Origin of the sequence: Rhizobium changzhiense (genome assembly GCF_013087625.1) — a bacterium.
GTDB classification, from domain to species: domain Bacteria; phylum Pseudomonadota; class Alphaproteobacteria; order Rhizobiales; family Rhizobiaceae; genus Rhizobium; species Rhizobium sophorae.
Map to the genome: position 1 here is coordinate 83,124 of NZ_JABFCQ010000008.1, position 20,271 is coordinate 103,394.

Genomic DNA, 20,271 nt, shown 5'->3' on the forward strand with positions numbered 1-20,271 from the left:
GCCCGGGTTCATTGGCGAAACACTTGGCACATCAGGCCGGGATCTCCGGCCGTTTGCGGAGGAAGACATGGATCTCGGATTGAAGGGTAAGACTGCCGTCATAACAGGTGCGTCGGTCGGCATCGGGCTGGCGATCGCCGAGGGGCTGGCGGCTGAGGGCGCCGACCTCGTGCTGGCAGCCCGTGGCGGCGAACGGCTCGAGGCGGAAGCCGCCCGTATCGCCGAGAAGTACGGCGTCAGCGCCACCGCTGTCGCGGCCGATGTGGCGACGGTTGCGGGAGCCGAGGCGATCATTGCGGCGGCGGCCGAAAGAGGCGGCGCCGATATCCTCATCAACAATGCCGGCACAGGATCGAACGAGACGGTGATGGAGGCGCCCGATGAGAAGTGGCAAGACTATTGGGACCTGCATGTGATGGCCGCCGTGCGGCTGGCGCGCGGCATCGCGCCCCAGATGAAGCAACGCGGTGGCGGGGTGATCCTGCACAATGCCTCGATCTGTGCCGTCCAGCCGCTTTGGTACGAGCCGATCTACAACGTCAGCAAGTCGGCGCTGATGATGTTTTCGAAGACGCTTTCGACCGAGCTCATCAAGGACAATATCCGCGTCAACTGCGTCAATGCCGGCCTGATCCTGACGCCCGACTGGATCAAGACCGCCAAGCAATTGACGGCGGAAACCGGCGGCAACTGGGAAGGCTATCTGCAGAGCGTCGCCAACGAGCACGCCGCCTCCAAACGCTTCGGCACGCCCGAGGAACTGGCCAACGTCTTCGTCTTCCTGAGTTCGGAGCGTGCGAGCTATTGCATCGGCTCGACCTATTTCGTCGATGGCGGCATGCTGAAGACGATCTGACCGAGACTCCCGGCAGGGCGCGCGGCGGCCGGTCTTTCTCGAGGCTGCCGGGCGTTTCTGTGGACGTTGCCCATACAAGCTATAAATAATAGCTATTTTGTTGTATGTTCACGCTTTTGACGCTATTTGCCTGCTATTAGCAGGATAAATACTGCGATTTCTACAAGGCGACGACGATGCTGACGAAAAAGGGAAAATACGGGCTGAAGGCGCTGGTCGACCTGGCACGGCTGGCGCCGGGTGAGACCGCCTTCATCAACGACATCGCGGCCCGCAACAATATCCCGAAGAAGTTTCTCGACACGATCCTGCTCGAACTGCGCAATGTCGGCATCCTGCGCTCGAAAAAGGGACCGGGCGGCGGCTATTCCCTGTCGCGGCCGGCAACCGAAATCCGCATCGGCCATGTCATCCGCACGCTCGACGGGCCCTTAGCGCCGATCCGCTGCGCCAGCCGTACGGCTTATGAGGCCTGCGATGACTGTGCCGATCCGGAAACCTGTCAGGTGCGGCGCTCGATGACCGATGTTCGGGACGCGATCGCCGCCATTCTCGACAATATGACCCTCGAGCAGTTCGTCGCCGACGGCGGCCGCATTGACGGCGCCAAGGAACAATTCCCGATCTCCGCCGCCAGCTGAATTAGGCGCTGCCGGGCTTCGACCTATATTCACCTGCGGTATGCACCAGTCTATCCCGCGGCAACGATAGCGCGTGAATGCGGGTGTTGCGCCAATGGCGGTCGAGATTGAGCCCGATGCTGGCCGATGTTTCCCCTGCAAGTTCGAACAGCGCGTTTGCGGTGTCGAGCGCCGTTTCCCCGGCAAGGATTGCAGCCGCCGAGCAGGAGAAATGCGCGTCCGCCATCGCGGCCTCAACGGGATTGACTTGGGCAATGTCGAGTTTGCGGCCAGCCCGTTCCAAGGCTGCCGCCGTTGCTTCGATGCGGATGGCGCGTTCGCCGATCTGGGGAAGGACGCTGGTGCTGCGATCGCCAATTGCTGTCATCAGGTCGCTCCATGCGGCCCGGGCGATGCCCAGGCTGACGCCCGCCTTGAGCAGCAGGCCGAGCGAGATGCCGGTCGAATGTCCGGACGAGGGAGCAGGGGCAATCGCATCGGCATTGACATGAAGCGTTCCGACGATCGCCGTCGCCGATCCATTGGTGCGCTGGCCGAAGCCGTCCCAATCATCAACCACCTGCACGCCTTCTTCACCGCGTGCGAGGTAGAGCGTCACCGGGCGGCTGGGAGGAGCGGTGGCGGCAGCGGCGATCCAGTCGGCGAAGAGAATACCGGGCACTTGGCGCGTGCGCCCGATCAGGCGGTAGCCCGGGCCTTCGGCTGTCAGTTCGGTCCCGTCGGTGAAGGCGGCACCCGCGAAGCGGTCGCCGAGCAGCACGCGGGCAAACAGCGATACCTTCAAATCTTCGGCAGCCTGAGTGCGGAGCGTTTCCAGCGCAGAAAAATGACTTTCCAGCGCCTCGCCGATCGATGCATCGCCCTCAGCGATGATTGCAACGATTTCGGCGAGCAGGGCGTTCGACACGTCGAGCCCTTCATAGTCTGGCGGAACAGTGATTGCCGTCAGCCCCGATACAGATAGCGCATCAAGCTCGGCAAAGGGCAGGATGCGGTTGATATCGCGTTCGCTCGCTTGATGCCGGAATGCGGCGGCGAGGTCGCGGGCCGTGGATATCGCCTCCTCTTCGCTTTCGATACGATGCGCGGGAGACCTCAGGCTCTCATGAAACTGCGATACCGTTCCCATCGGTCACTCTTTCCTCGACGGATACAGGAGTGAGGGATTAGCCCTCGAATGATAAGGCCGGTTTTTCTACAAAACCCGGGTGCTTTGAATTTTCTTACCAGCTTGATTGCCTTGTCCTTTACTCTACTTACGGTGAAGTGGGGCTTCCTTGATCGAGAAATATGATGAGCGACTCTCGTGCTCGCAACAGCGAGGTTTCGAAAATGGCGCGCCAGCCGAGACCGCGTCTGACGCTGGATATTGCCGCTATCCCAACTTATGCGATCGGCGACATTCACGGTCGGTACGATCTGCTTCTCAAAGCCGAGGAGGCGATCCTGCGCGATGGCGCGCGGCTGCCCGAGCGTAAGCTGATTGTCACGCTCGGCGACTATATCGACCGCGGCCCTGAATCGGCACAGGTCATCACCCACCTCATGGAGCCTCCGCCTGATGGATTCGACCGCATCTGCCTTGCCGGCAATCACGAAGTCGCCATGCTCGACTATATCGATGGTTGGATCTCCTATGACGATTGGATGCAGATGGGGTCGGCGGAGTCGCTCAAATCCTACGGCCTCGATCCGGAGCATCTACCGCTGGTCTTTCCCTCCGGCGCGAAGCTCGATGCCTTCATCCGCCAGTCGCTGCCGCGGACGCATATCGATTTCATGCGGGCGATGCCTGTCCTGCTGGAGACCCCGAGCGTGATTTTCGTGCATGCCGGCATCAATCCGAAGCTGCGGCTCAGTGAGCAGACGGACGAGGATCTGGTCATCATCCGCCAGCGGTTTCTCGAAAGCCGGGTGCCGTTGCCGAAACTCGTCGTTCACGGTCATACGCCGAACGATGAACCCGACATACGGCCGAAGCGGCTCAATATCGATACGCGCGCCTATCGCAGCGGCAAACTCACCGTCGCTCGCTTGTGGCAAGGCCGAGTGCATCTGTTTTCGACCTGACTTCCGTTTCCTCAGCCGATGGGATCGTCTCAGACGACCCCTTCCTCGACCGGCTCTGTCTTCGCTGGTTCTAAAGTGGCCGGCCGTTTACGGCGCCAGCCGCGTAGCACGACGTAGAAGACCGGCGTCAGGAACAGGCCGAAGATCGTCACACCGAGCATGCCCGAGAAGACGGCGGTGCCGAGCGACTGGCGCATTTCGGCGCCGGGGCCGGTGGCGATGGCAAGCGGCAGAACACCGAAGATGAAGGCGAATGCCGTCATCAGGATCGGGCGCAGGCGAAGATGGCTGGCCTCGATGGCCGCCTCCACCGGTGACTTGCCCTCGTCTTCCGCCTGCCTGGCGAACTCGACGATCAGAATGGCGTTCTTGGCCGCAAGGCCGATCAGGACGATCAGGCCGATCTGCGTCAGGACATTGTTGTCCATTCCCCTCAGCGAGACCCCGATCAGCGCCGCGAGCACCGCAAGCGGGACGATCAGAATGATCGCGAGCGGCAGAACCCAGCTTTCATATTGTGCCGCCAGCGCCAGGAAGACGAAGACGACAGACAGGGCGAAGATGTAGATGGCGGTGTTGCCGGTGTGGGTCTCCTGATAGGCGAGTTCGGTCCATTCGAAGGTCGTCCCCTGCGGCAGGATCTTGGCTGCTAAGGCCTCCATCTTGGCGATGGCATCGCCTGTCGACGTGCCTGGCGTCGGATTGCCCTGAAGCGGCACCGAGACGTACATGTTGTAGCGCTGGACAAGCGCCGGGCCGCTGGCATCCTGGATGTCCATCAAGGTTCCTAGCGGAACCAGCGCGCCGGTCGCCGAGCGGACCTTCAGGGCAAGGATGTCCTCCCGGTCCATGCGGTATTGCCGGTCGGCCTGGGCGCGAACCTGGTAGACGCGGCCGAACGCATTGAAATCGTTGACGTAGGCGACGCCGAGATTGATGGAAAGGGCGTTGAAGATATTGGGGATCGGCACATTCAGGAAGCGCGCCTTGTCGCGGTCGATCGCCAGGAAGTATTGCGGGCTGGCATCCGAAAATGTCGTAAAGACGCCGGTCAGCCCCTCGGTCGTTGCCGCCGCCCCCATCATTTGCCGGGCGAGGCCGAGGACGCGGGTCATATCGGCGTTTTCGAGATCGGAAATCTCCATCTTGAAGCCGCCGGAATTGCCGACGCCACGCACGGATGGCGGCGGGATGGCAATGATGAAGGCTTCCTGGATGCTTTGCAGCTTGCCAAAAAGCTCGCCGATGATCTTGTTGGCGTTTTCCCCGCCTTCTTCCCGTTCGGCAAAGGATTTGAACGGGACGAAAACGACGCCGGCATTCGAGGCATTGGTGAACGTGGCCCCGCTGAAGCCGGCAAATTGCACGGCATTGCCGACGCCGGGGACGGTGCGAGCGATATCGCCCACTTGTTTGACGACGGCATCGGTACGCGCGAGCGAGGCTCCGTCCGGTAGCTGTATGACGATGATGGCATAACCCTGGTCCATGGTCGGGATAAAGCCCGCGGGGACTTTCGTGCCCATGTACCAGGTCGCTCCGAGCAGGCAGACGAAGGTGACCATCGCGGCTGTCAACCCAATCCAACTGCTGACCAGATGCCGAACGGTCCATGAATAGCCGGAACTCAGCCGATCGAATCCATGATTGAAGCCGTTTGCAAGCCCTCTTCCCAGACGGGATGCGACATTCATGCGCTTGGTTTCATGGTCATGGGTTTTCAGCAATATGCCTGCGAGCGCGGGCGACAGTGTGAGCGAATTCAATGCGGAAATTGCAGTGGTGACGGAGATCGTGACCGCGAACTGCCGGTAGAACTGGCCGGAGATGCCTGGAATGAAGGCTGTCGGCACGAACACGGCGATCAGCACTAGCGAGATGGCGACGACGGCGGTCCCGACTTCGTCCATCGTGACATGGGACGCCTGCTTCGGCGTCATGCCGCGTGCCAGATTACGCTCGACGTTTTCCACTACCACGATCGCGTCATCGACGACGATACCGATCGCGAGGACGAGACCGAACAGGGTGAGCATGTTGAGCGAGAAGCCGAAGGCGAGCAGGACGGCGAAGGTGCCGATCAGCGATACCGGGATGGCAATGATCGGAATGATTGCGGTTCGCCAGGATTGCAGAAAGACAAGAACGACGATCGCCACCAGGATGGCCGCTTCGGCGATGGTTCTATAGACCTCGGTGATCGAATCCGAGATGAATTCGGTCGTGTCGTAGACGATACGATATTCCAGGCCCGGCGGGAAATTCTGGGATATGTCCTTCATGAGCGTCTGGACTTGATGGGCGGTGTCCAGGGCGTTGGTTCCCGGCCGGGCGAAGATGCCGAGAGCAACTGCGGGATCGTTGTTGAGATAGCTGTTGGTGACGTAATCCTGTGCGCCGAGTTCTATCCGGGCGACATCCTGCAACTGGACGAGCCGGCCCGATGTCGTCGATTTCACGATGACATAGCGGAACTCGCGCACGTCGGAGAAGCGTCCGTCCGTTCGCACCGTATATTCGAACGCATTCTTGCCGGTCACGGGCGGAGCCCCGATCTTGCCGCCCGACACCTGGACGTTCTGATCTCTCAGCGCGGAGACGACGTCATCGGATGTCATCCCGTAAGCGGAGAGCTTTTCCGGATCCAGCCAGATTCGCATCGAATATTGGCGCTCGCCAAAGATCTGCACGTCGCCGACGCCGTCAAGGCGCACGAGAACGTCGCGGATGCGGTTGCGGGCGTAATTCGAGACGTAAAGCTGGTCATAGCGGTGCGATGGCGACAGCAGGTGCACCACCATCATCAGATCCGGTGAGCTTTTGTCGGTGGTGACGCCAAGCCGCTGGACTTCCTCGGGAAGACGAGGAAGGGCGATGGAAACGCGGTTCTGGACAAGCACCTGGACCTTGTCGAGATCGGTGCCGAGCTTGAAGGTGATCGTCAGCGCCATGGCGCCGTCGGCGCTGGAGTAGGATGACATGTAAAGCATGTCTTCGACGCCGTTGATCTGTTGCTCGAGCGGCGTCGAAACGGTATCGGCGATCGTCTGTGGATCGGCACCCGGATAAGAGGTGCGCACGACGATGGTCGGCGGCGCTATCTCCGGATACTGAGATACCGGCAATTGCGTGTAGGCGATGCTGCCGACCACGAGAAAAAGGATCGAGATGACGGCCGCAAAGATCGGCCGGTCTACGAAAAAATGAGCAAATCTCATTGTCCATTCTCCGCGCCGACGGTTTCGGGCGCAGTGTCCTGCCGCTCCTTGGGCAGTTCGGTCATCTGAGGCGTGATCTTTGCTCCCGGCCGGGCGCGCATCAGGCCGTTGACGATGATTGTCTCGGTGCCGTCAAGGCCCTCGCGTATCACGCGGTAGCCATAGAGACGCGGTCCGGGTCTCACGGGCTTGGTCGATACCGTGCCGTCTTCGGCGACGACATAGACGACGCGCTCATTCTGGTCCGAACCGATGGCCTCGTCGGGGACGAGAATAGCCTGGTAGGTGTTGGAAGCTTCGACCTGTATGCGACCGAAGAGGCCGGGCTGAAGGACGAGATCGGGGTTGGGGAAGCGGGCACGCAGACGAATGGTGCCACTCTCATTGTCGACCCGGTTCTCGGCGAAATCGAGCTTTCCCTTGAATGGTTTGGCAGTGGGATCAGAGATCGTGACGGAGACATCCAGTCCGCCACCGCCCTGCTGGAGGTCCTTGCCCAGTTTGCGCGCCGTGTCGGCGAAATTCAGCAGGCGGCGCTCATCGACGTCGAAATAGAAATCGATCGGGTCGAGCGAAACGATCGTCGTCAGCACAGTCTGGTCGGTCTGCACGAGGTTGCCGGCCGAAATCAGCCGGCGGTCGATGCGGCCGCTGAGCGGCGCCTTGATTTCGGTATATTCCATGTCGAGAGAGGCGCGGTCGGCTGCGGCCTGTGCGCCGCGGACATTGGCCTCGGCCGAATCGAATTCGCGGCGGCGATCATCCAGCGTCTGGGCCGACTGGCTACCGCTCGAAGCAAGCGATTGCGTGCGCTTATATTGCGCATCGGCAAAGATCAGGGTGGATTGCGCCGATTCGAGTGTGGCCTTTGCCTGATTGAGCGCGGTTACGAATGGCCGCTGATCGATGACGAAGAGCAGGTCGCCCTGCTTGACCAATGCGCCGTCCTGGAAATGGATTTCCTGCAGGTAACCACCGACGCGCGAGCGAACGGAGACTTCGTCGACCGGCTCGAACCGGCCGATGAACTCGTCGCTGTCGACGACATCGCGAACGACCGGCTTGGCGACAGTGACGGGCGGGGGCGGCGGGGCGCTCTGGGCCAGCGCGGGGAGAGGCATGAATGCGGCAATACAGCCAAGCACCACCATCTGTCGAAGCGCGTAAGTCATACCGGTCCTCCAATCTCGACGGCCGATTCACTGCCGCCAACCTCAAGATGAAGTGATGCTGTTGCTTTGACCGAGGGTCTCTGCCCCCGTGATTCCCCGGCGTTCAATCCCTTGGAAAAGGAAGGCCGGCACACAATGCACATCGGAAAAATCGTAACCCTATGGAATTGGACTATAAACGGCAGCGGCGAAAAATTGCAAATGCCAATTGGTAACGATTCCGGAATCCATCAAAATGTCACGGAGGGCATCAGCTCTCGACGATCTCGTCTCTGCCGGGCGGCAGGGCGGCGAGTTCGGCCCAGTCGAGCTCCTGTTCCAGCATGTGAAAGACATCATCGTCGATCTCGTCGGCGCGGCGCATCGCTGCCAATCTGCGGCGATGAGCGTGCCGAGAACGACGGCGAGCGCGCTAAGCAGGATGATATCGCGATCGGGAAAGTCGATCGGCAAAGCGAGCGCAGTTGCCAGCGTGACGAGGCCGCGCATGCCGCACCAGCCGGCAAGCAGGCTGGTGGCGAAGGTCGGAACGGCTTGTGTCGTGCGTCCGCGCGCGGCGAGAAAGTTGATGACGCGATTATAGAAGAGCACCCAGGCCAGGCGGACGACGATGACGGTGACGAAGACCATGGCGGCGAAGGTGATCGCGAAATTCAGGCGGCCGGGATCGAGGTCGAGGACGATCTGGCGGGCCTGCAGGCCCATCAGCAGGAAAGCGAGCACGTTGAGCAGAAAGACCGCGGCTTCCCAGACCGAATAGGAGTGAATGCGGTGGCGTGCCGTCTGCCGCTCGGGCATGTAGCGGGCGATCACCATCGCATAGACGACGATCGCCAGAATTGCTGAAAGATGCAGCCGCTCGGCGATGATCCACGTGCCGAAAGTGGCGACGAATTCGAGCAAGGTGCCGCCGAGCGTGCCGGCGAGCCTCAGGCCGACAACCATGTAGAGACGGCCCAGGAGATAACCGAGGATGAGGCCGCCAGGAACGGCGAGCGCCAGCTCCGCCAGGGCACCGGCGAAGAAGGTGGGGCTTGCGGCGGCTGCCACCGCGGCGCTGAAGATCAACAGCGCGACGGCGTCGTTCAGGAGGCTTTCACCCTTCAGGATCACATAGGTCTGGCGCGGCAGGGTGAAGCGGTCGAGCATGGCGGTCGCGGCCGCTGCATCCGGCGGCGCGACGATGGCGCCGAGTGCGACGGCTGCGGCAAGCGGGAGGCCGGCCATCGTCACGCTGACGGTAGCGACGGCTGCGGCCGTCACGATCACGGCGATGGCGGCGAGCGAGAACAGTGGCAGCCAGTTGCGTCTCAATGTCCTCGGCGGCAGATCATAGGCGGCGTCGAAAAGTACGGGCGCGATCAGCAGCGCCAGCGCAAGCTCAGGATCGATCGAGACCTCGGGCGCCCAGGGCACGGCCGCGACGATGACGCCGGCGATCGCCAGCATTGTCGGATAGGGGATCCGGAATTTCCTGGAAAATTGCAGAAAGACGATCGCTACCAGCAGCAGCGTCAGCATGCTTTCGAAGAACGCCATCGAGCTCCCCAATGCGCGCCTCCGGCGGAGGCTGTTCCTGCCGCAGAATTAGGGCGGAGCCGGGCCGCGGCTACCATCTGGCGCTTGTAAACGGCGAAAGGGGAAACTGCAGGGTATGATTGACCGGTCCGCGGCATTTTAGCCGCCATTGCTGAATCTACCGTCCATGCCCTTGTGCAGTGCACATGCTCAATATATCTACCGATATTATAAGGATGCTTATAAATAACGGTCACAGGTTTTCATGAACGCCACTCCGACCCTCGGTTTCCTTCTCCACGACGTCGCACGGCTGCTGCGCAAGCGGTTCGAGCAGCGCGCGAAGTGCCTTGGGCTGACCCGGTCGCAATGGCAGACGCTTGCCTATCTCTCGAATAACGAAGGCATCCATCAGGGCGGCCTTGCCGAAATCCTCGAAGTCGAGCCGATCACGCTGGTGCGCATTCTCGACAAGCTCGCCGAGCGCGGGCTGATCGAGCGCCGCCAGCACCCGACCGACCGGCGTATCTGGTTGCTTTATATGTGCGATGAGGCGCACCCGCTGCTTGCCGAAATGCGCGAGCTCGGTGACACCACCCGCGCGGAAGCGCTGCAAGGTGTTTCGGCCGAGCAGCGCGAGCAGCTTTTCCACATCCTATCCGTAATGAAGACGAACCTGGTTCAGGCATGCCGGAGCCCGGTTGACGAGAATGAGACGAACGATGGCTGATCAATCCCCCCTCCGCGTCGTTGCCGACGCCAATGCCAAGACCGAGACTCCTGTCGAAGAAACGCAAGCGAAACAGCAGGAAACGGTAGCCGAAGCGCCTTCATCCAATTCAGCGCCGGCTGCCGCCGTGGCTGCGCCTGGCGGCAACAAGGTCCGCCGCCGGCGCAGTCTCACGCGGCCGATCCTGTTTGCCTTGCTGCCGGTGGCGCTCGTCGTCGGCGGTTATTATTACGTCAATGGCGGCCAGGTGATGTCGACCGACAACGCCTATATCCAGGCCGACATGGTCGGGCTTACCACCGATGTCTCGGGTATCGTCGACCAGATCAACGTGCATGAGAACGAGGCGGTCAAAGCGGGGCAGGTGCTCTTCAGCCTGCGGTCGGATTCCTTCAAGATTGCGCTCGATGGCGCCAAGGCGCAGCTCGGCGCGCAGCGCAACCAGATCATGAATCTCAAGGCGAGCTACCAGCAGTCGCTCGCCGAGATCACGCAGGCGCAAGCCGACATTCCCTATTACCAGGATCAGTTCGACCGGCAGCAGAACCTGGTCAACAATGGCAGCGCGACGCAGTCGGCCTATGACGAGGCCAAGCACAATCTGGATGCCGCTCGGCAGAAGGTTGCCGTTGCCAAGGCGGAAGCCGCAACGACGCTCGCCCAGCTCGGCGGCTCTGCCGACCAGCCGGTCGAAGAGAACCCGCTCTATCTGCAGGCCAAATCGAATGTCGACAGTGCCCAGCGCGAACTCGACCACAGTGTCGTCAAGGCGCCGTTCGACGGTATCGTCACCAATGTCAACGCGCTGCAGGTGGGCTCCTTCCTGCAGGCTTCGCAGCAGGCCTTCTCGCTTGTTGCCACCGACCATCTGTGGATCGCCGCCAGCCCGAAGGAAACCGAGCTTACCTACGTCAAGCCCGGCCAGACGGCCGAGATCTATGTCGACACCTATCCCGGCGTGACATGGAAGGGCAAGGTCGAGAGCATCAGTCCGGCCTCCGGCTCCAGCTTCTCGCTGCTGCCGGCGCAGAACACCACCGGCAACTGGGTGAAGGTCGTGCAACGCATTCCGATGCGCGTCAGCATCGAGGACGCCGACGGCAAGCCGCCGCTGCGCGTCGGCATGAGCACGGTGGTCGATGTCGAGACTGGTCATGCCCGCGGCCTGCCTGATTTTGTCAACACGCTTCTGGGCCGGCCTCAGGGCAAGGATCATGAGTAACGCTCCCGTTTCTCCGGCGACGCCGATTGCCAATCGCGGTGCGATCACGGCCTGCGTCATTCTCGCCGTCATCATGCAGGCGCTGGACACGACGATCGCCAACGTGGCACTGCCCTATATCCAGGGCAGCGTGTCGGCCTCTGCCGACCAGATCAACTGGGTGCTGACCTCCTATATTGTCGCGGCGGCAATCATGACGCCGCCGTCGGGCTTCCTCGCCGCCAAGTTCGGCCGCAAACGCGTGCTGCTCGTCGCCATTGCCGGCTTCGTGGCGGCCTCCGTTCTCTGCGGCCTGGCGCAATCGCTGAACCAGATCGTCGCTTTCCGCCTGCTGCAAGGCCTGTTCGGCGCGTCGTTGGTGCCGCTTTCCCAGGGCATCCTCCTCGACATCTATACGGTCGAGGAGCGCGGCTCGGCTATGGCCCTTTTCGGCGTCTCGGTCATGGTCGGGCCGGTGCTTGGGCCTGTCATCGGCGGCTGGCTGACCGACAATATCAGCTGGCGCTGGGTATTTTATATCAACGTGCCGATCGGGGCGCTCGCCTTCATGGGCATCGTCGTCTTCGTCACCGAGACCAAGAGGGATCTGCTGGCCAAACTGGACTGGTTCGGTTTCGGGATGATGAGCCTCGGCATCGCCTCGCTGCAGCTCTTCCTCGACCGCGGCGAGCAGCTCGACTGGTTCTCTTCCGGTGAGATCATGCTCGAGGCGTTGATCTGCGCCTCAGCCTTCTATCTGCTGATCGTGCATACGCTGACGGCGGAGAAATCCTTCGTGAACCCGAAGCTGTTCCTCGACCAGAACTTCTCGATCAGCATGATCTTCATCTTCGTGGTCGGCATTACCTATCTCGCCTCACTGGCGCTGATGACGCCCTATCTGCAGACGCTGATGGGCTATCCCGTCATCACCGCGGGCATCGTCATGGGGCCGCGGGGGCTTGGCACCATGCTCTGCATGTTCATCGTCGGGCGGATGGTCGGGAAGGTCGATACGCGCGCGTTGCTGGCGCTCGGCTTGGGGCTCACCGCATGGGCGATGTACGACATGACCGGCTGGACACCCGACGTCTCGCAATGGACGATCGTCTCGGTCGGCTTCATCCAGGGCGCCGGCCTCGGCTTTCTGTTCGTGCCGCTGACGACGATCGCTTTTTCCACGCTGCCCGCCCATATGCGCGGCGACGGCACCGGTCTCTACAACCTGTCGCGAAACATCGGCTCGGCGGTCGGCATCTCGATCGTCTCGGCCCTGATCGTAGAGAACACGCAGAGCAATCATGAATCGATCGCGGCCTATGTGACGCCGTTCAACCACGCCTTCAATGCGGTGGCTGCGCAGGGGCTCAGCCCGGTAACGGCGGCCGGCCGCGCCTCGCTCAACGAGATCATCACGCTGCAAGCGACGATCATCGCCTATATGGACGATTTCAAGCTGCTGATGCTGATGTCGCTTGCGGTCATTCCGCTGGTGCTGCTGCTGCGCAAGCCGAAGGCAGTACCCGCCGTCGACCACAGCGCGGTGATGGAATGAACTCCAGATTCGCGCAATTCCGGACGAAAAACCGCTTCGCACTTTTCCTGGAATTGCTTTAGCGAATCGGCTTGCTGAGAAAACGCGATCCCTGAATGCCGAAGCGCCATGGTGCTTCGGCATTTTTCGTGATGCCGATGCGTTTTCCCGAGACGATCGGCACGGGTGCTGACGGCGCGATCGCATAGGGCGAGCAATCGAGCAGCCTGTCATTGATCGCGATATCGATGCCAAGCGCCTGGCAGAGCTTGCCAGGACCGCTGCAGAGTGCCGTCAGCATATCGGTGCCGCGCCGCTCCTTCATCTGAGGAATTCCCGTTTCCGGCTCCAGGGCGCGGATGAGAGCAGCCGAGCCCGGATGGCAGACGAAATTCAGGCACCAGTACATGCCGTAGATGCGGTAGATATAGACGTTGCCCGGCTTGCCGTACATGGCGCCGTTGCGTTTAGTCGGGCCGCGGAAGCTGTGCGAAGCCTCGTCATCGGGGAAATAGGCTTCGGTCTCGGTGATGCGTCCGCCGACGCCGTCCACGGTCAGATGGCAGCCGAGCAGGTCGCGAGAGACGGCGATCGCATCGCGCTCGAAAAACTTCCTGAGGCTTTCGCCGGAGAGCGGGCCGGCGCCGATCGCACCTGATATAATTCCACCATCGGTCATGGTCGACGCAGATAACATTCGGCGCGCTCGCCGTCATCCCGAAACCGCGTCATGTTTTTCGGCCAGAGACATCAGCGGCCGGCATTCGGATCGCGCATCGGGATCGAGGATGATGTGACCGAGACCGGGTCGCTCGCCGGGAAGGAATCTTCCAGACCTTCCTCCAGTTCTTCTTCGAGCAAAGCGGGATCCTTGCTGCGTGCGCCGTCGCTGTGGGCCGGTTCGATCGCTGCGGCAAGCAGCGCCTTGGCCCGCAGGATAGCATTTTCCGATCTCAGCTCAGGTGTGCTCCGCAGCGTCACGGCAATGCTGTCTTCGCCTTCGCCGCCGAATTCGACGACGAAGCCGTCTTCCGTCTGGTAGACGGTGATATCGTTGAGTGCCATGGCCGTTCTCCGAGGGCGCTCATATTAGCAAGGCGCAATTTAGTGAAGCGCGTTTTCGGAATTTTGTCGAGCAAAGACCTTCACCAGCCAGTCGATGAACACGCGCACGCGTGGCGAAAGCTGGCGGTTGCGGGGGTAAAGCAAGGAAACCGGTGTCGGGGTCAGCGGAAAATCCTGCAGTATCTGGACCAGCGTTCCCGCGGCAAGATCTTCTTCGGCGTGATAGCGCGGGATCTGGATCATGCCGAGGCCCATCCTCGCCGCTGAGATATAGCTTTCGGCGGCGTTGACCGCGACGGTGGCGGGAATGGTGATGTTACGCACCGTGCCGCGGACGGTGAATTCGAGCGGCAGCAGGCTGCCGGTGCCGCTGGAGTGGAAGCCGACCATGCGATGGCCGGCAAGCCGGTCGGGATGCTGCGGCAGGCCGTAGCGGGCGATATAGGCGGGAGAGGCGAGCGTCACTTCATCGAGCATGGCGACACGCCGGGCGACCATGTCGCTGTCTTGCGGCGTGCCGACGCGCAGCACGCAATCGATTCCCTCACGCACGAGATCGACCAGCCGATCGCCCTCGCTCATGTAGAATTCGATCTCCGGATAGGTCTCCAGGAAGGACGGCAGGCTTGGCAGCACGAAATGGCGAGCGAGCGTGCCGTGCACGTCGACACGCAGCATGCCCTTCGGCTTCGCGCCGGCGAAAGCCCCTTCGGCCCCCTCGATATCGGCAAGGATCGACAGGCAGCGTTGGTAATAGGCGTCGCCATCAAGCGTCGGACTGACATGGCGCGTCGTGCGCTGGAGCAGGCGCACGCCGAGGCGGGCTTCCAGCCCCTTGACCGCATCGGTCACGGTCGAGCGCGGCAGGCCGGTGTCCTCGGCGGCAAGCGTGAAGCTGCGGCGTTCAACGACACGGCAAAACACGCGCATGGCGTCAAATCTGTCCATCTGTTTGTTCGTAATTCCCGGATAGTGATGCCGAAGAATGCCCGATTATCCGCAAAAGGAAAAGGCGCATCTTCTCCTCATCGAAAACGCGCTGCGGCGCAGATGAAGGAGAAGGACAATCGCTTCCAACAAAAACAAGGTCGCATTGGTGACCGGCTCGTCCCGCGGCATCGGCGCAGCGGTCGCCGAGCGCCTCGCCAAGGATGGTTTCACCGTCGTCATCAATTACTCGGGCAATGCCGCTCCGGCCGAGGAACTGGCAAAGAAGATCGAGCAGGCCGGCGGCAAGGCGCTGACGGCGAAAGCCGATGTCAGCGATGCCGAAGCCGTCCGTCGCATGTTCGATGCCGCTGAAGCCGCCTTCGGCGGCGTCGATGTGCTCGTCAACAATGCCGGCATCATGATGCTCTCTTCGCTTGCCGAGGCCGATGACGCCAATTTCGATCGCCAGATCGGCGTCAATCTGAAGGGCACCTTCAATACGTTGCGCGAGGCAGCCAAGCGTCTGCGCGACGGCGGCCGGGTCGTCAACTTCTCGACATCCGTCGTCGGCCTGAAGCTTGAAACCTACGGTGTCTATGCCGCTACCAAGGCTGCGGTGGAAACGCTGACGGCAATCATGGCCAAGGAGATGCGCGGCCGCAACATCACCGTCAACGCCGTCGCGCCCGGTCCGGTCGCTACGGAGCTTTTCCTTAACGGCAAGTCGGACGAACTCATCGCCCGCACGGCGAAAATGAACCCGCTGGAACGCCTCGGCACACCGGAAGACATCGCTTCTGCGGTTGCCTTCCTTGCCGGCCCGGACGGCGGCTGGATCAACGGCCAGACGTTGCGCGCCAATGGCGGCGTGATCTGACGAAGCCGGCGGCTTCCGGCCGCCGCTCATCCGAATTTCGTTCCTCAATCAACCAATCGAATCCAGAAGGAATAGGATCATGAGCAAGCAAGTCATCGTCATAACCGGCGCTTCCAGCGGTTTCGGCGCTCTCACCGCCCGTGCGCTCGCCAAGGCCGGCCACACCGTCTATGCCGGCATGCGCGCCACGGAAGGCCGCAACGCTCCCGCCGTCGCCGCTGCGGCTGAATTCGCCAAGGATAACAGCGTCGATCTGCGCTGGGTCGAACTCGATGTCGCCTCCGACGCGTCGGTTGTATCAGGCATCGCCAGGATCATCGCCGATGCGGGTCGCCTCGACGTCATCATCCACAATGCCGGCCATATGTCCTTCGGCCCGGCCGAAGCCTTCACGCCGGAGCAGTTCGCCGAACTCTTCGACATCAACGTGCTCTCCATCCAGCGCGTCAACCGCGCGGCACTCCCCTATCTGCGCAAGCAGGGCAAGGGCCTGGTGGTCTGGGTATCGTCGTCGAGCAGCCGCGGCGGCACGCCTCCCTACCTCTCGCCCTATTTCGCCGCCAAGGCGGCGATGGATTCACTTGCCGTTTCCTATGCCGGCGAGCTTACCCGCTGGGGCATCGAGACCTCGATCATCGTGCCCGGCGCCTTCACCAAGGGCACCAACCATTTCGCCCATTCCGGCTCGCCCGATGATACGGCCTGCGCTGCCGAATACAATGAAGGACCCTACAAGGGCGTGCCGGAACAGGCACTGCGGGGTCTGGCAGCGCTCGAACCTGCCGACGCCGATGCCGGCGCGGTTGCCGCGGCCGTCGTCGATGTCGTCGGAAAGCCGTTCGGCACCCGGCCATTCCGCGTCCATATCGATCCGTCCGAGGACGGCGCGGAGATCGTCAACGGCGTCGCCGACCGTGTCCGGGCGGAACTGTTCCGCCGCATCGGCCTCGAGGACTTGCTGAAGCCGGCCGTCGGGAATTGAAACCCCGTCCGTCACCGCGCGCGGGGACGACCGCGCGGGAACATAGGAGCCAAGCCGTCATCGCAAATATGTGAACGCGATTGCGGAATTTTCCCTTATAATCCTGCGGGGAGTGCGTATATCTGCCTTATCGCGAGAGAGTGGAATTCCCTGCCGCTCTCTTTGCGAACCTCCAGAGCCTGCCGCGCCCTTGCTACAGTGCGACAGGCTTGATGTTCAAAGTTGCAGATTGCGGCCCGTCGAAGGTTTCCCTTGCCTTCCGGGCCGTATTTGTCTCGGCGCTCAACCGTCGTTCAGTCTTGCCTCGACCAGAAGTTTCACCAGCCAGTCGACGAAGACGCGGACCTTGTTGCTGAGGTGGCGGTTCGGCGGATAGACGACATAGAGCGGCAGCGGATCGCGACGCCAGTCCGGCAGCACGCGGACAAGTTCGCCCTTTGCCATCGGCTCGCGCGCCATGAAGATCGGTACCTGCGCGATGCCGAGGCCCGTCAGCGCAGCCGTCAGATAGGTGCGGCTATCGTTGACCGAGGCGATGTAACGCGGACTGGTCTCGATCACCTCGTTGTGCCGGCGGAATTCGAAGGGCAGCGTCCGGTTGTTCTGGGCGCGGAAATAGTTGACGGTGTAATGATCCGCCTCCAGATCCTCCGGCCGCTCGGGCATACCGAATTTCTGGATGTAGTCCGGCGAAGCGCAGGTGATCATCTCGACTTCGGATACGCGCCGCGCAATCAGCGACTGGTCGGCCGGCGTGCCGGCCCGCAGCGCGCAATCGACATTTTCTGCAAGATAATCGACCGTGCGGTCGCCGACACCAAGGTCGATACGGATATCGGGATAACGCTGATAGAAATCGCAAAGTGCCGGAACGACGATCCAATCGGCGAAAGCGCCGGCCATCTCGACACGCAGCCGTCCGCTCGGCAAGCTCTGCGAATTGGAAAGGCTGCCATCGAGCTCCTCCAGTTCCGAAATGATCTGGGCGGCGCGTTCGTAATAAAGCGCACCGTCCGTGGTCACCATGACCCGGCGCGTGGTCCGATTCAAAAGCTTGGTGCGCAGATGCGCTTCCAGGCCCTGGATGAGATTGGTCACCGTCGCCTTGGGCATGGCGAGCATGTCGGCGGCGCGGGTGAAATTGCCCGTCTCCACGACACGAATGAAGACGCGCATTGCCGAGAGCTGATCCATCGGTTTCAAATCCGCAGTTTGCGTTGCACCATTGTTCGAGATCTGGAACAGTGTTATCGCGTTATAGCTTCTTATTCCCTGGTTGGAATAACAATATCTTTTTTGTAGAAAATGCAAGCGGCGGACGTTGTCTGCTTGTGGCCGACAAAAGAGACCGGAAGCATGACGGTGGAATGGAAAGATATGATGCTGGATAAGGTGGCCATCGGCCCCGTTTCCGCACGCATCTACCAGGGCGCCGATTACGGCAAGGGTCCGCCGATCGTGCTTTACCTGCATGGCGGCGCGTTTCTGGATAGCGACAAACACGTAGACCGGCCGGTGGCGATGAGCCTCGCCAAGGCCGGCGCCATCGTCGTTGCCGCCGATTACAGCAGCCTTTCCGGCAATCTGTTTCCAAAGGCGCTGGAAGTCTCCTTCTCCGTTTTCACCTATCTCGCCAACAAGCGCGCCGGTCTCGGCGACCGCAAGTCGCTGCTCTTCGTCGCCGGCGAGGAGGCGGGCGGCAATGTTGCCGCCGGCGTGGCGCTGAAGGCGCGCGACCAGATGCCGGACGCGCTCGACGGCCAGGTTCTGATTTCGCCGCTGCTCGATCCCTTCATGGGCACTTCCTCGATCCGCAAGGCTGAAGCCATCGGCATGCGCCAGCGCTGGACGGAAGGTTGGAGCCACTATCTGAGCGGCGGCGGTTGCCATCCTTATGCGGCGCCTTGCCTCTGTTCGCGTATTTCAGGCGTCGCGCCGGCGCTGATATTCACCGCGGAGGATGATCCTCTGCACGACGAAACGATTGGTTACGGTGTCCGCCTGAAACAGGCCGGCGTCGGTGTGCGCCAGCATGTCCTTCCCGCCGGGACGGGCTGGCCCTCGATTTATGGTGGGAAATCCGACGGAGCGCCCGACTGGCAGGAAAACGTCAGCCGTCATTTCGGAAGCTTCCTTCGGGAGGTAAGCGTCCAACCGCAATTGCATTGAAGAAGACCTGATATTTCGGCGGCCTAGAGCCGCAAGGAGAGTACTAATGACGTCCAGAAGTAAGCGCTGGGCCCTGATGGGCGCCGGCATAGGGCTTGTTGCGTCCATTTCCGGCGCTGCATTGTTTTTCGAATTGCCGATGAGCACGACCGCCACGGCCGCTTCCGCCCCCGCGCAGGCTCCCGCTGTGCCGGTGACGGTTGCCGTCGTCGCGGCGCGCGACGTGACGGCCTGGGAAAGTTTCTCCGGCCGTCTCGAAGCGGTCGACCGGGTGCAGGTGCGTTCCCGTGTCGCCGGCGCCATCCTTTCGGTGGCGTTCCGCGAAGGGGCGCTGGTCAAGCAGGGCGACCTGCTCTTCACCATCGACCCGGCTCCCTACCAGGCGAGCGTGGCGCAGGCGCAAGGCCAGGTCGCTTCGGCCGAGGCCAAGGTCAGCCTGGCGCAGACCGAACTCGATCGCGGCCGCAGGCTTTCCGACAACCGCACCATCTCCCAGAGCGATCTCGATCAGCGCCAGAGTTCGCTGGCTGAGGCTCAGGCGGGGCTGCGTTCGGCGCAGGCTGCCCTGCAGTCTGCGCAGCTCGATCTCGATTACACTCAAGTGCGGGCTCCGGTTTCCGGCCGCATCGGCAAGATCGAGGTGACTGCCGGTAACCTCGTCGCGGCCGGTTCGACCTCGCCGGCGCTGACGACGCTCGTTTCGGTCGATCCGATCTATGCGAGCTTCAATGCCAGCGAAGAGATGGTGACGCGGGCGCTCGCCCAGCTTCCGCAGACGGACAGCGCCCTGCCTCCCGTCGAGCAGATCCCGGTCGAAGTCGGCACGCTGACCGACAGCGGCACGCCGATCAAGGGCAAGCTGCAACTGATCGACAACGAGGTCGATGCATCAAGCGGCACGATCGGCGTTCGCGCCGTCTTCGATAATCCGGGCGGGCGTCTCATCCCCGGCCAGTTCGTGCGGGTGCGCATGGGCCAGCCGAAGGCCGAGAACAAGATCGTCATCAGTGACCGCGCCGTCGGCACGGACCAGGACAAGAAGTTCGTCTTCGTCGTCGATGGCGAGAACAAGGTCGCCTATCGGCAGGTCCAGCTCGGCACAGTGGCTGACGGTCAGCGGGTGGTCGAAGGCGGCCTGAACGTCGGCGAGAAGATCGTCGTCAACGGTCTGCAGCGCATCCGTCCAGGCGCAGTCGTCGCGCCTCAGATGGAAGAGAAGGTCGCGACCGCGCAGTAAAGACTTTCGCCTTCCCCTGAGGGGGAGGGCCCATACTCGAAATGATACGACTCGCCGGCGGCTCCCAAACC

18 protein-coding genes are annotated in these 20,271 nt (G+C 61.9%); 10 read left to right on the plus strand and 8 right to left on the minus strand.

Annotated features, from left to right (window positions below):
- The first annotated feature begins 67 nt into the window (after positions 1 to 67).
- Together G9X68_RS29150 and G9X68_RS29155 are read left to right on the plus strand one after the other, a co-directional pair.
- On the plus strand, positions 68 to 856 hold the full coding sequence (locus G9X68_RS29150) for an SDR family NAD(P)-dependent oxidoreductase (RefSeq protein WP_171605350.1): 789 nt from the start codon (positions 68 to 70) through the stop codon (positions 854 to 856).
- Between the two features lie 176 nt (positions 857 to 1,032).
- A complete protein-coding gene (locus tag G9X68_RS29155; protein ID WP_003542434.1) occupies positions 1,033 to 1,497 on the plus strand; it encodes an RrF2 family transcriptional regulator in 465 nt (154 codons plus the stop codon).
- 1 nt (position 1,498) lies between these two features.
- Here the strand turns inward: G9X68_RS29155 and G9X68_RS29160 are convergent, their stop codons facing one another.
- Positions 1,499 to 2,626: a monooxygenase gene (locus G9X68_RS29160; RefSeq protein WP_171605351.1), complete on the minus strand. Its 1,128-nt coding sequence runs from the start codon at positions 2,624 to 2,626 to the stop codon at positions 1,499 to 1,501.
- Positions 2,627 to 2,790: 164 nt separating this feature from the next.
- On the opposite strand from G9X68_RS29160, the gene G9X68_RS29165 reads away from it, so the two are divergent.
- Positions 2,791 to 3,567 carry a metallophosphoesterase family protein gene (locus G9X68_RS29165; protein WP_171605352.1) on the plus strand — a complete coding sequence of 259 codons (777 nt, stop codon included), beginning with the start codon at positions 2,791 to 2,793 and terminating at the stop codon, positions 3,565 to 3,567.
- 29 nt (positions 3,568 to 3,596) lie between these two features.
- Here the strand turns inward: G9X68_RS29165 and G9X68_RS29170 are convergent, their stop codons facing one another.
- From G9X68_RS29170 to G9X68_RS29180, 3 genes are all read right to left on the minus strand, one after another.
- Entirely contained in the window at positions 3,597 to 6,785 is a 3,189-nt protein-coding gene (locus G9X68_RS29170; protein ID WP_171605353.1) for an efflux RND transporter permease subunit, read from the minus strand.
- A complete protein-coding gene (locus G9X68_RS29175) occupies positions 6,782 to 7,957 on the minus strand; it encodes an efflux RND transporter periplasmic adaptor subunit (protein ID WP_171605354.1) in 1,176 nt (391 codons plus the stop codon). The genes G9X68_RS29170 and G9X68_RS29175 overlap by 4 nt, the downstream gene beginning before the upstream one ends.
- Positions 7,958 to 8,116: 159 nt before the next feature.
- Positions 8,117 to 9,496 (minus strand): cation:proton antiporter, encoded by a 1,380-nt coding sequence (locus G9X68_RS29180; protein WP_483407254.1) that lies wholly within the window; start codon positions 9,494 to 9,496, stop codon positions 8,117 to 8,119.
- Positions 9,497 to 9,740: 244 nt separating this feature from the next.
- Between G9X68_RS29180 and G9X68_RS29185 the strand changes: the two genes are divergently transcribed.
- From G9X68_RS29185 to G9X68_RS29195, 3 genes are read left to right on the plus strand one after another with little or no spacing between them, the layout of a single operon-like run.
- Complete coding sequence (locus G9X68_RS29185; protein WP_171605355.1) at positions 9,741 to 10,205, plus strand: MarR family winged helix-turn-helix transcriptional regulator; 465 nt, start codon at positions 9,741 to 9,743, stop codon at positions 10,203 to 10,205.
- Positions 10,198 to 11,427 carry an HlyD family secretion protein gene (locus G9X68_RS29190; protein WP_171605356.1) on the plus strand — a complete coding sequence of 410 codons (1,230 nt, stop codon included), beginning with the start codon at positions 10,198 to 10,200 and terminating at the stop codon, positions 11,425 to 11,427. The genes G9X68_RS29185 and G9X68_RS29190 overlap by 8 nt, the downstream gene beginning before the upstream one ends.
- Positions 11,420 to 12,961, plus strand: a complete 1,542-nt coding sequence (locus tag G9X68_RS29195; protein WP_171605357.1) for a DHA2 family efflux MFS transporter permease subunit — start codon at positions 11,420 to 11,422, stop codon at positions 12,959 to 12,961. Before G9X68_RS29190 ends, G9X68_RS29195 begins: the two co-directional genes overlap by 8 nt.
- Positions 12,962 to 13,019: 58 nt before the next feature.
- Here the strand turns inward: G9X68_RS29195 and G9X68_RS29200 are convergent, their stop codons facing one another.
- From G9X68_RS29200 to G9X68_RS29210, 3 genes are read right to left on the minus strand one after another with little or no spacing between them, the layout of a single operon-like run.
- Positions 13,020 to 13,637, minus strand: a complete 618-nt coding sequence (locus tag G9X68_RS29200) for a DNA-3-methyladenine glycosylase (RefSeq protein WP_171605358.1) — start codon at positions 13,635 to 13,637, stop codon at positions 13,020 to 13,022.
- A 53-nt stretch (positions 13,638 to 13,690) separates the two neighbouring features.
- Positions 13,691 to 14,005 carry a hypothetical protein gene (locus G9X68_RS29205; RefSeq protein WP_171605359.1) on the minus strand — a complete coding sequence of 105 codons (315 nt, stop codon included), beginning with the start codon at positions 14,003 to 14,005 and terminating at the stop codon, positions 13,691 to 13,693.
- 39 nt (positions 14,006 to 14,044) lie between these two features.
- Positions 14,045 to 14,953, minus strand: coding sequence for a LysR family transcriptional regulator (locus G9X68_RS29210; protein ID WP_171605360.1), 909 nt, complete (start codon positions 14,951 to 14,953; stop codon positions 14,045 to 14,047).
- A 118-nt stretch (positions 14,954 to 15,071) separates the two neighbouring features.
- Here G9X68_RS29210 and G9X68_RS29215 point away from each other — a divergent pair, with 118 nt between their 5' ends.
- Complete coding sequence (locus G9X68_RS29215; protein WP_171605437.1) at positions 15,072 to 15,812, plus strand: SDR family oxidoreductase; 741 nt, start codon at positions 15,072 to 15,074, stop codon at positions 15,810 to 15,812.
- Between the two features lie 79 nt (positions 15,813 to 15,891).
- Positions 15,892 to 16,794, plus strand: a complete 903-nt coding sequence (locus G9X68_RS29220) for an SDR family oxidoreductase (RefSeq protein WP_171605361.1) — start codon at positions 15,892 to 15,894, stop codon at positions 16,792 to 16,794.
- Positions 16,795 to 17,076: 282 nt separating this feature from the next.
- Here the strand turns inward: G9X68_RS29220 and G9X68_RS29225 are convergent, their stop codons facing one another.
- Complete coding sequence (locus G9X68_RS29225) at positions 17,077 to 17,988, minus strand: LysR family transcriptional regulator (RefSeq protein ID WP_171605362.1); 912 nt, start codon at positions 17,986 to 17,988, stop codon at positions 17,077 to 17,079.
- 162 nt (positions 17,989 to 18,150) lie between these two features.
- On the opposite strand from G9X68_RS29225, the gene G9X68_RS29230 reads away from it, so the two are divergent.
- Together G9X68_RS29230 and G9X68_RS29235 are read left to right on the plus strand one after the other, a co-directional pair.
- On the plus strand, positions 18,151 to 18,963 hold the full coding sequence (locus tag G9X68_RS29230; RefSeq protein ID WP_029872452.1) for an alpha/beta hydrolase fold domain-containing protein: 813 nt from the start codon (positions 18,151 to 18,153) through the stop codon (positions 18,961 to 18,963).
- 46 nt (positions 18,964 to 19,009) lie between these two features.
- The gene (locus tag G9X68_RS29235; protein ID WP_138386780.1) at positions 19,010 to 20,200 is read left to right on the plus strand and encodes an efflux RND transporter periplasmic adaptor subunit; all 1,191 of its coding nucleotides are present in this window, start codon (positions 19,010 to 19,012) and stop codon (positions 20,198 to 20,200) included.
- The last annotated feature ends 71 nt before the right edge of the window (positions 20,201 to 20,271 follow it).

What these genes read in the sequence shown, in the direction of transcription:
- G9X68_RS29150 (WP_171605350.1), top strand. Translation starts at nt 68, where the DNA reads ATGGATCTCGGATTGAAGGGTAAGACTGCCGTCATAACAGGTGCGTCG.
- G9X68_RS29155 (WP_003542434.1), top strand. Translation starts at nt 1,033, where the DNA reads ATGCTGACGAAAAAGGGAAAATACGGGCTGAAGGCGCTGGTCGACCTG.
- G9X68_RS29160 (WP_171605351.1), bottom strand. Translation starts at nt 2,626, where the DNA reads ATGGGAACGGTATCGCAGTTTCATGAGAGCCTGAGGTCTCCCGCGCAT.
- G9X68_RS29165 (WP_171605352.1), top strand. Translation starts at nt 2,791, where the DNA reads ATGAGCGACTCTCGTGCTCGCAACAGCGAGGTTTCGAAAATGGCGCGC.
- G9X68_RS29170 (WP_171605353.1), bottom strand. Translation starts at nt 6,785, where the DNA reads ATGAGATTTGCTCATTTTTTCGTAGACCGGCCGATCTTTGCGGCCGTC.
- G9X68_RS29175 (WP_171605354.1), bottom strand. Translation starts at nt 7,957, where the DNA reads ATGACTTACGCGCTTCGACAGATGGTGGTGCTTGGCTGTATTGCCGCA.
- G9X68_RS29180 (WP_483407254.1), bottom strand. Translation starts at nt 9,496, where the DNA reads ATGGCGTTCTTCGAAAGCATGCTGACGCTGCTGCTGGTAGCGATCGTC.
- G9X68_RS29185 (WP_171605355.1), top strand. Translation starts at nt 9,741, where the DNA reads ATGAACGCCACTCCGACCCTCGGTTTCCTTCTCCACGACGTCGCACGG.
- G9X68_RS29190 (WP_171605356.1), top strand. Translation starts at nt 10,198, where the DNA reads ATGGCTGATCAATCCCCCCTCCGCGTCGTTGCCGACGCCAATGCCAAG.
- G9X68_RS29195 (WP_171605357.1), top strand. Translation starts at nt 11,420, where the DNA reads ATGAGTAACGCTCCCGTTTCTCCGGCGACGCCGATTGCCAATCGCGGT.
- G9X68_RS29200 (WP_171605358.1), bottom strand. Translation starts at nt 13,637, where the DNA reads ATGTTATCTGCGTCGACCATGACCGATGGTGGAATTATATCAGGTGCG.
- G9X68_RS29205 (WP_171605359.1), bottom strand. Translation starts at nt 14,005, where the DNA reads ATGGCACTCAACGATATCACCGTCTACCAGACGGAAGACGGCTTCGTC.
- G9X68_RS29210 (WP_171605360.1), bottom strand. Translation starts at nt 14,953, where the DNA reads ATGGACAGATTTGACGCCATGCGCGTGTTTTGCCGTGTCGTTGAACGC.
- G9X68_RS29220 (WP_171605361.1), top strand. Translation starts at nt 15,892, where the DNA reads ATGAGCAAGCAAGTCATCGTCATAACCGGCGCTTCCAGCGGTTTCGGC.
- G9X68_RS29225 (WP_171605362.1), bottom strand. Translation starts at nt 17,988, where the DNA reads ATGGATCAGCTCTCGGCAATGCGCGTCTTCATTCGTGTCGTGGAGACG.
- G9X68_RS29230 (WP_029872452.1), top strand. Translation starts at nt 18,151, where the DNA reads ATGACGGTGGAATGGAAAGATATGATGCTGGATAAGGTGGCCATCGGC.
- G9X68_RS29235 (WP_138386780.1), top strand. Translation starts at nt 19,010, where the DNA reads ATGACGTCCAGAAGTAAGCGCTGGGCCCTGATGGGCGCCGGCATAGGG.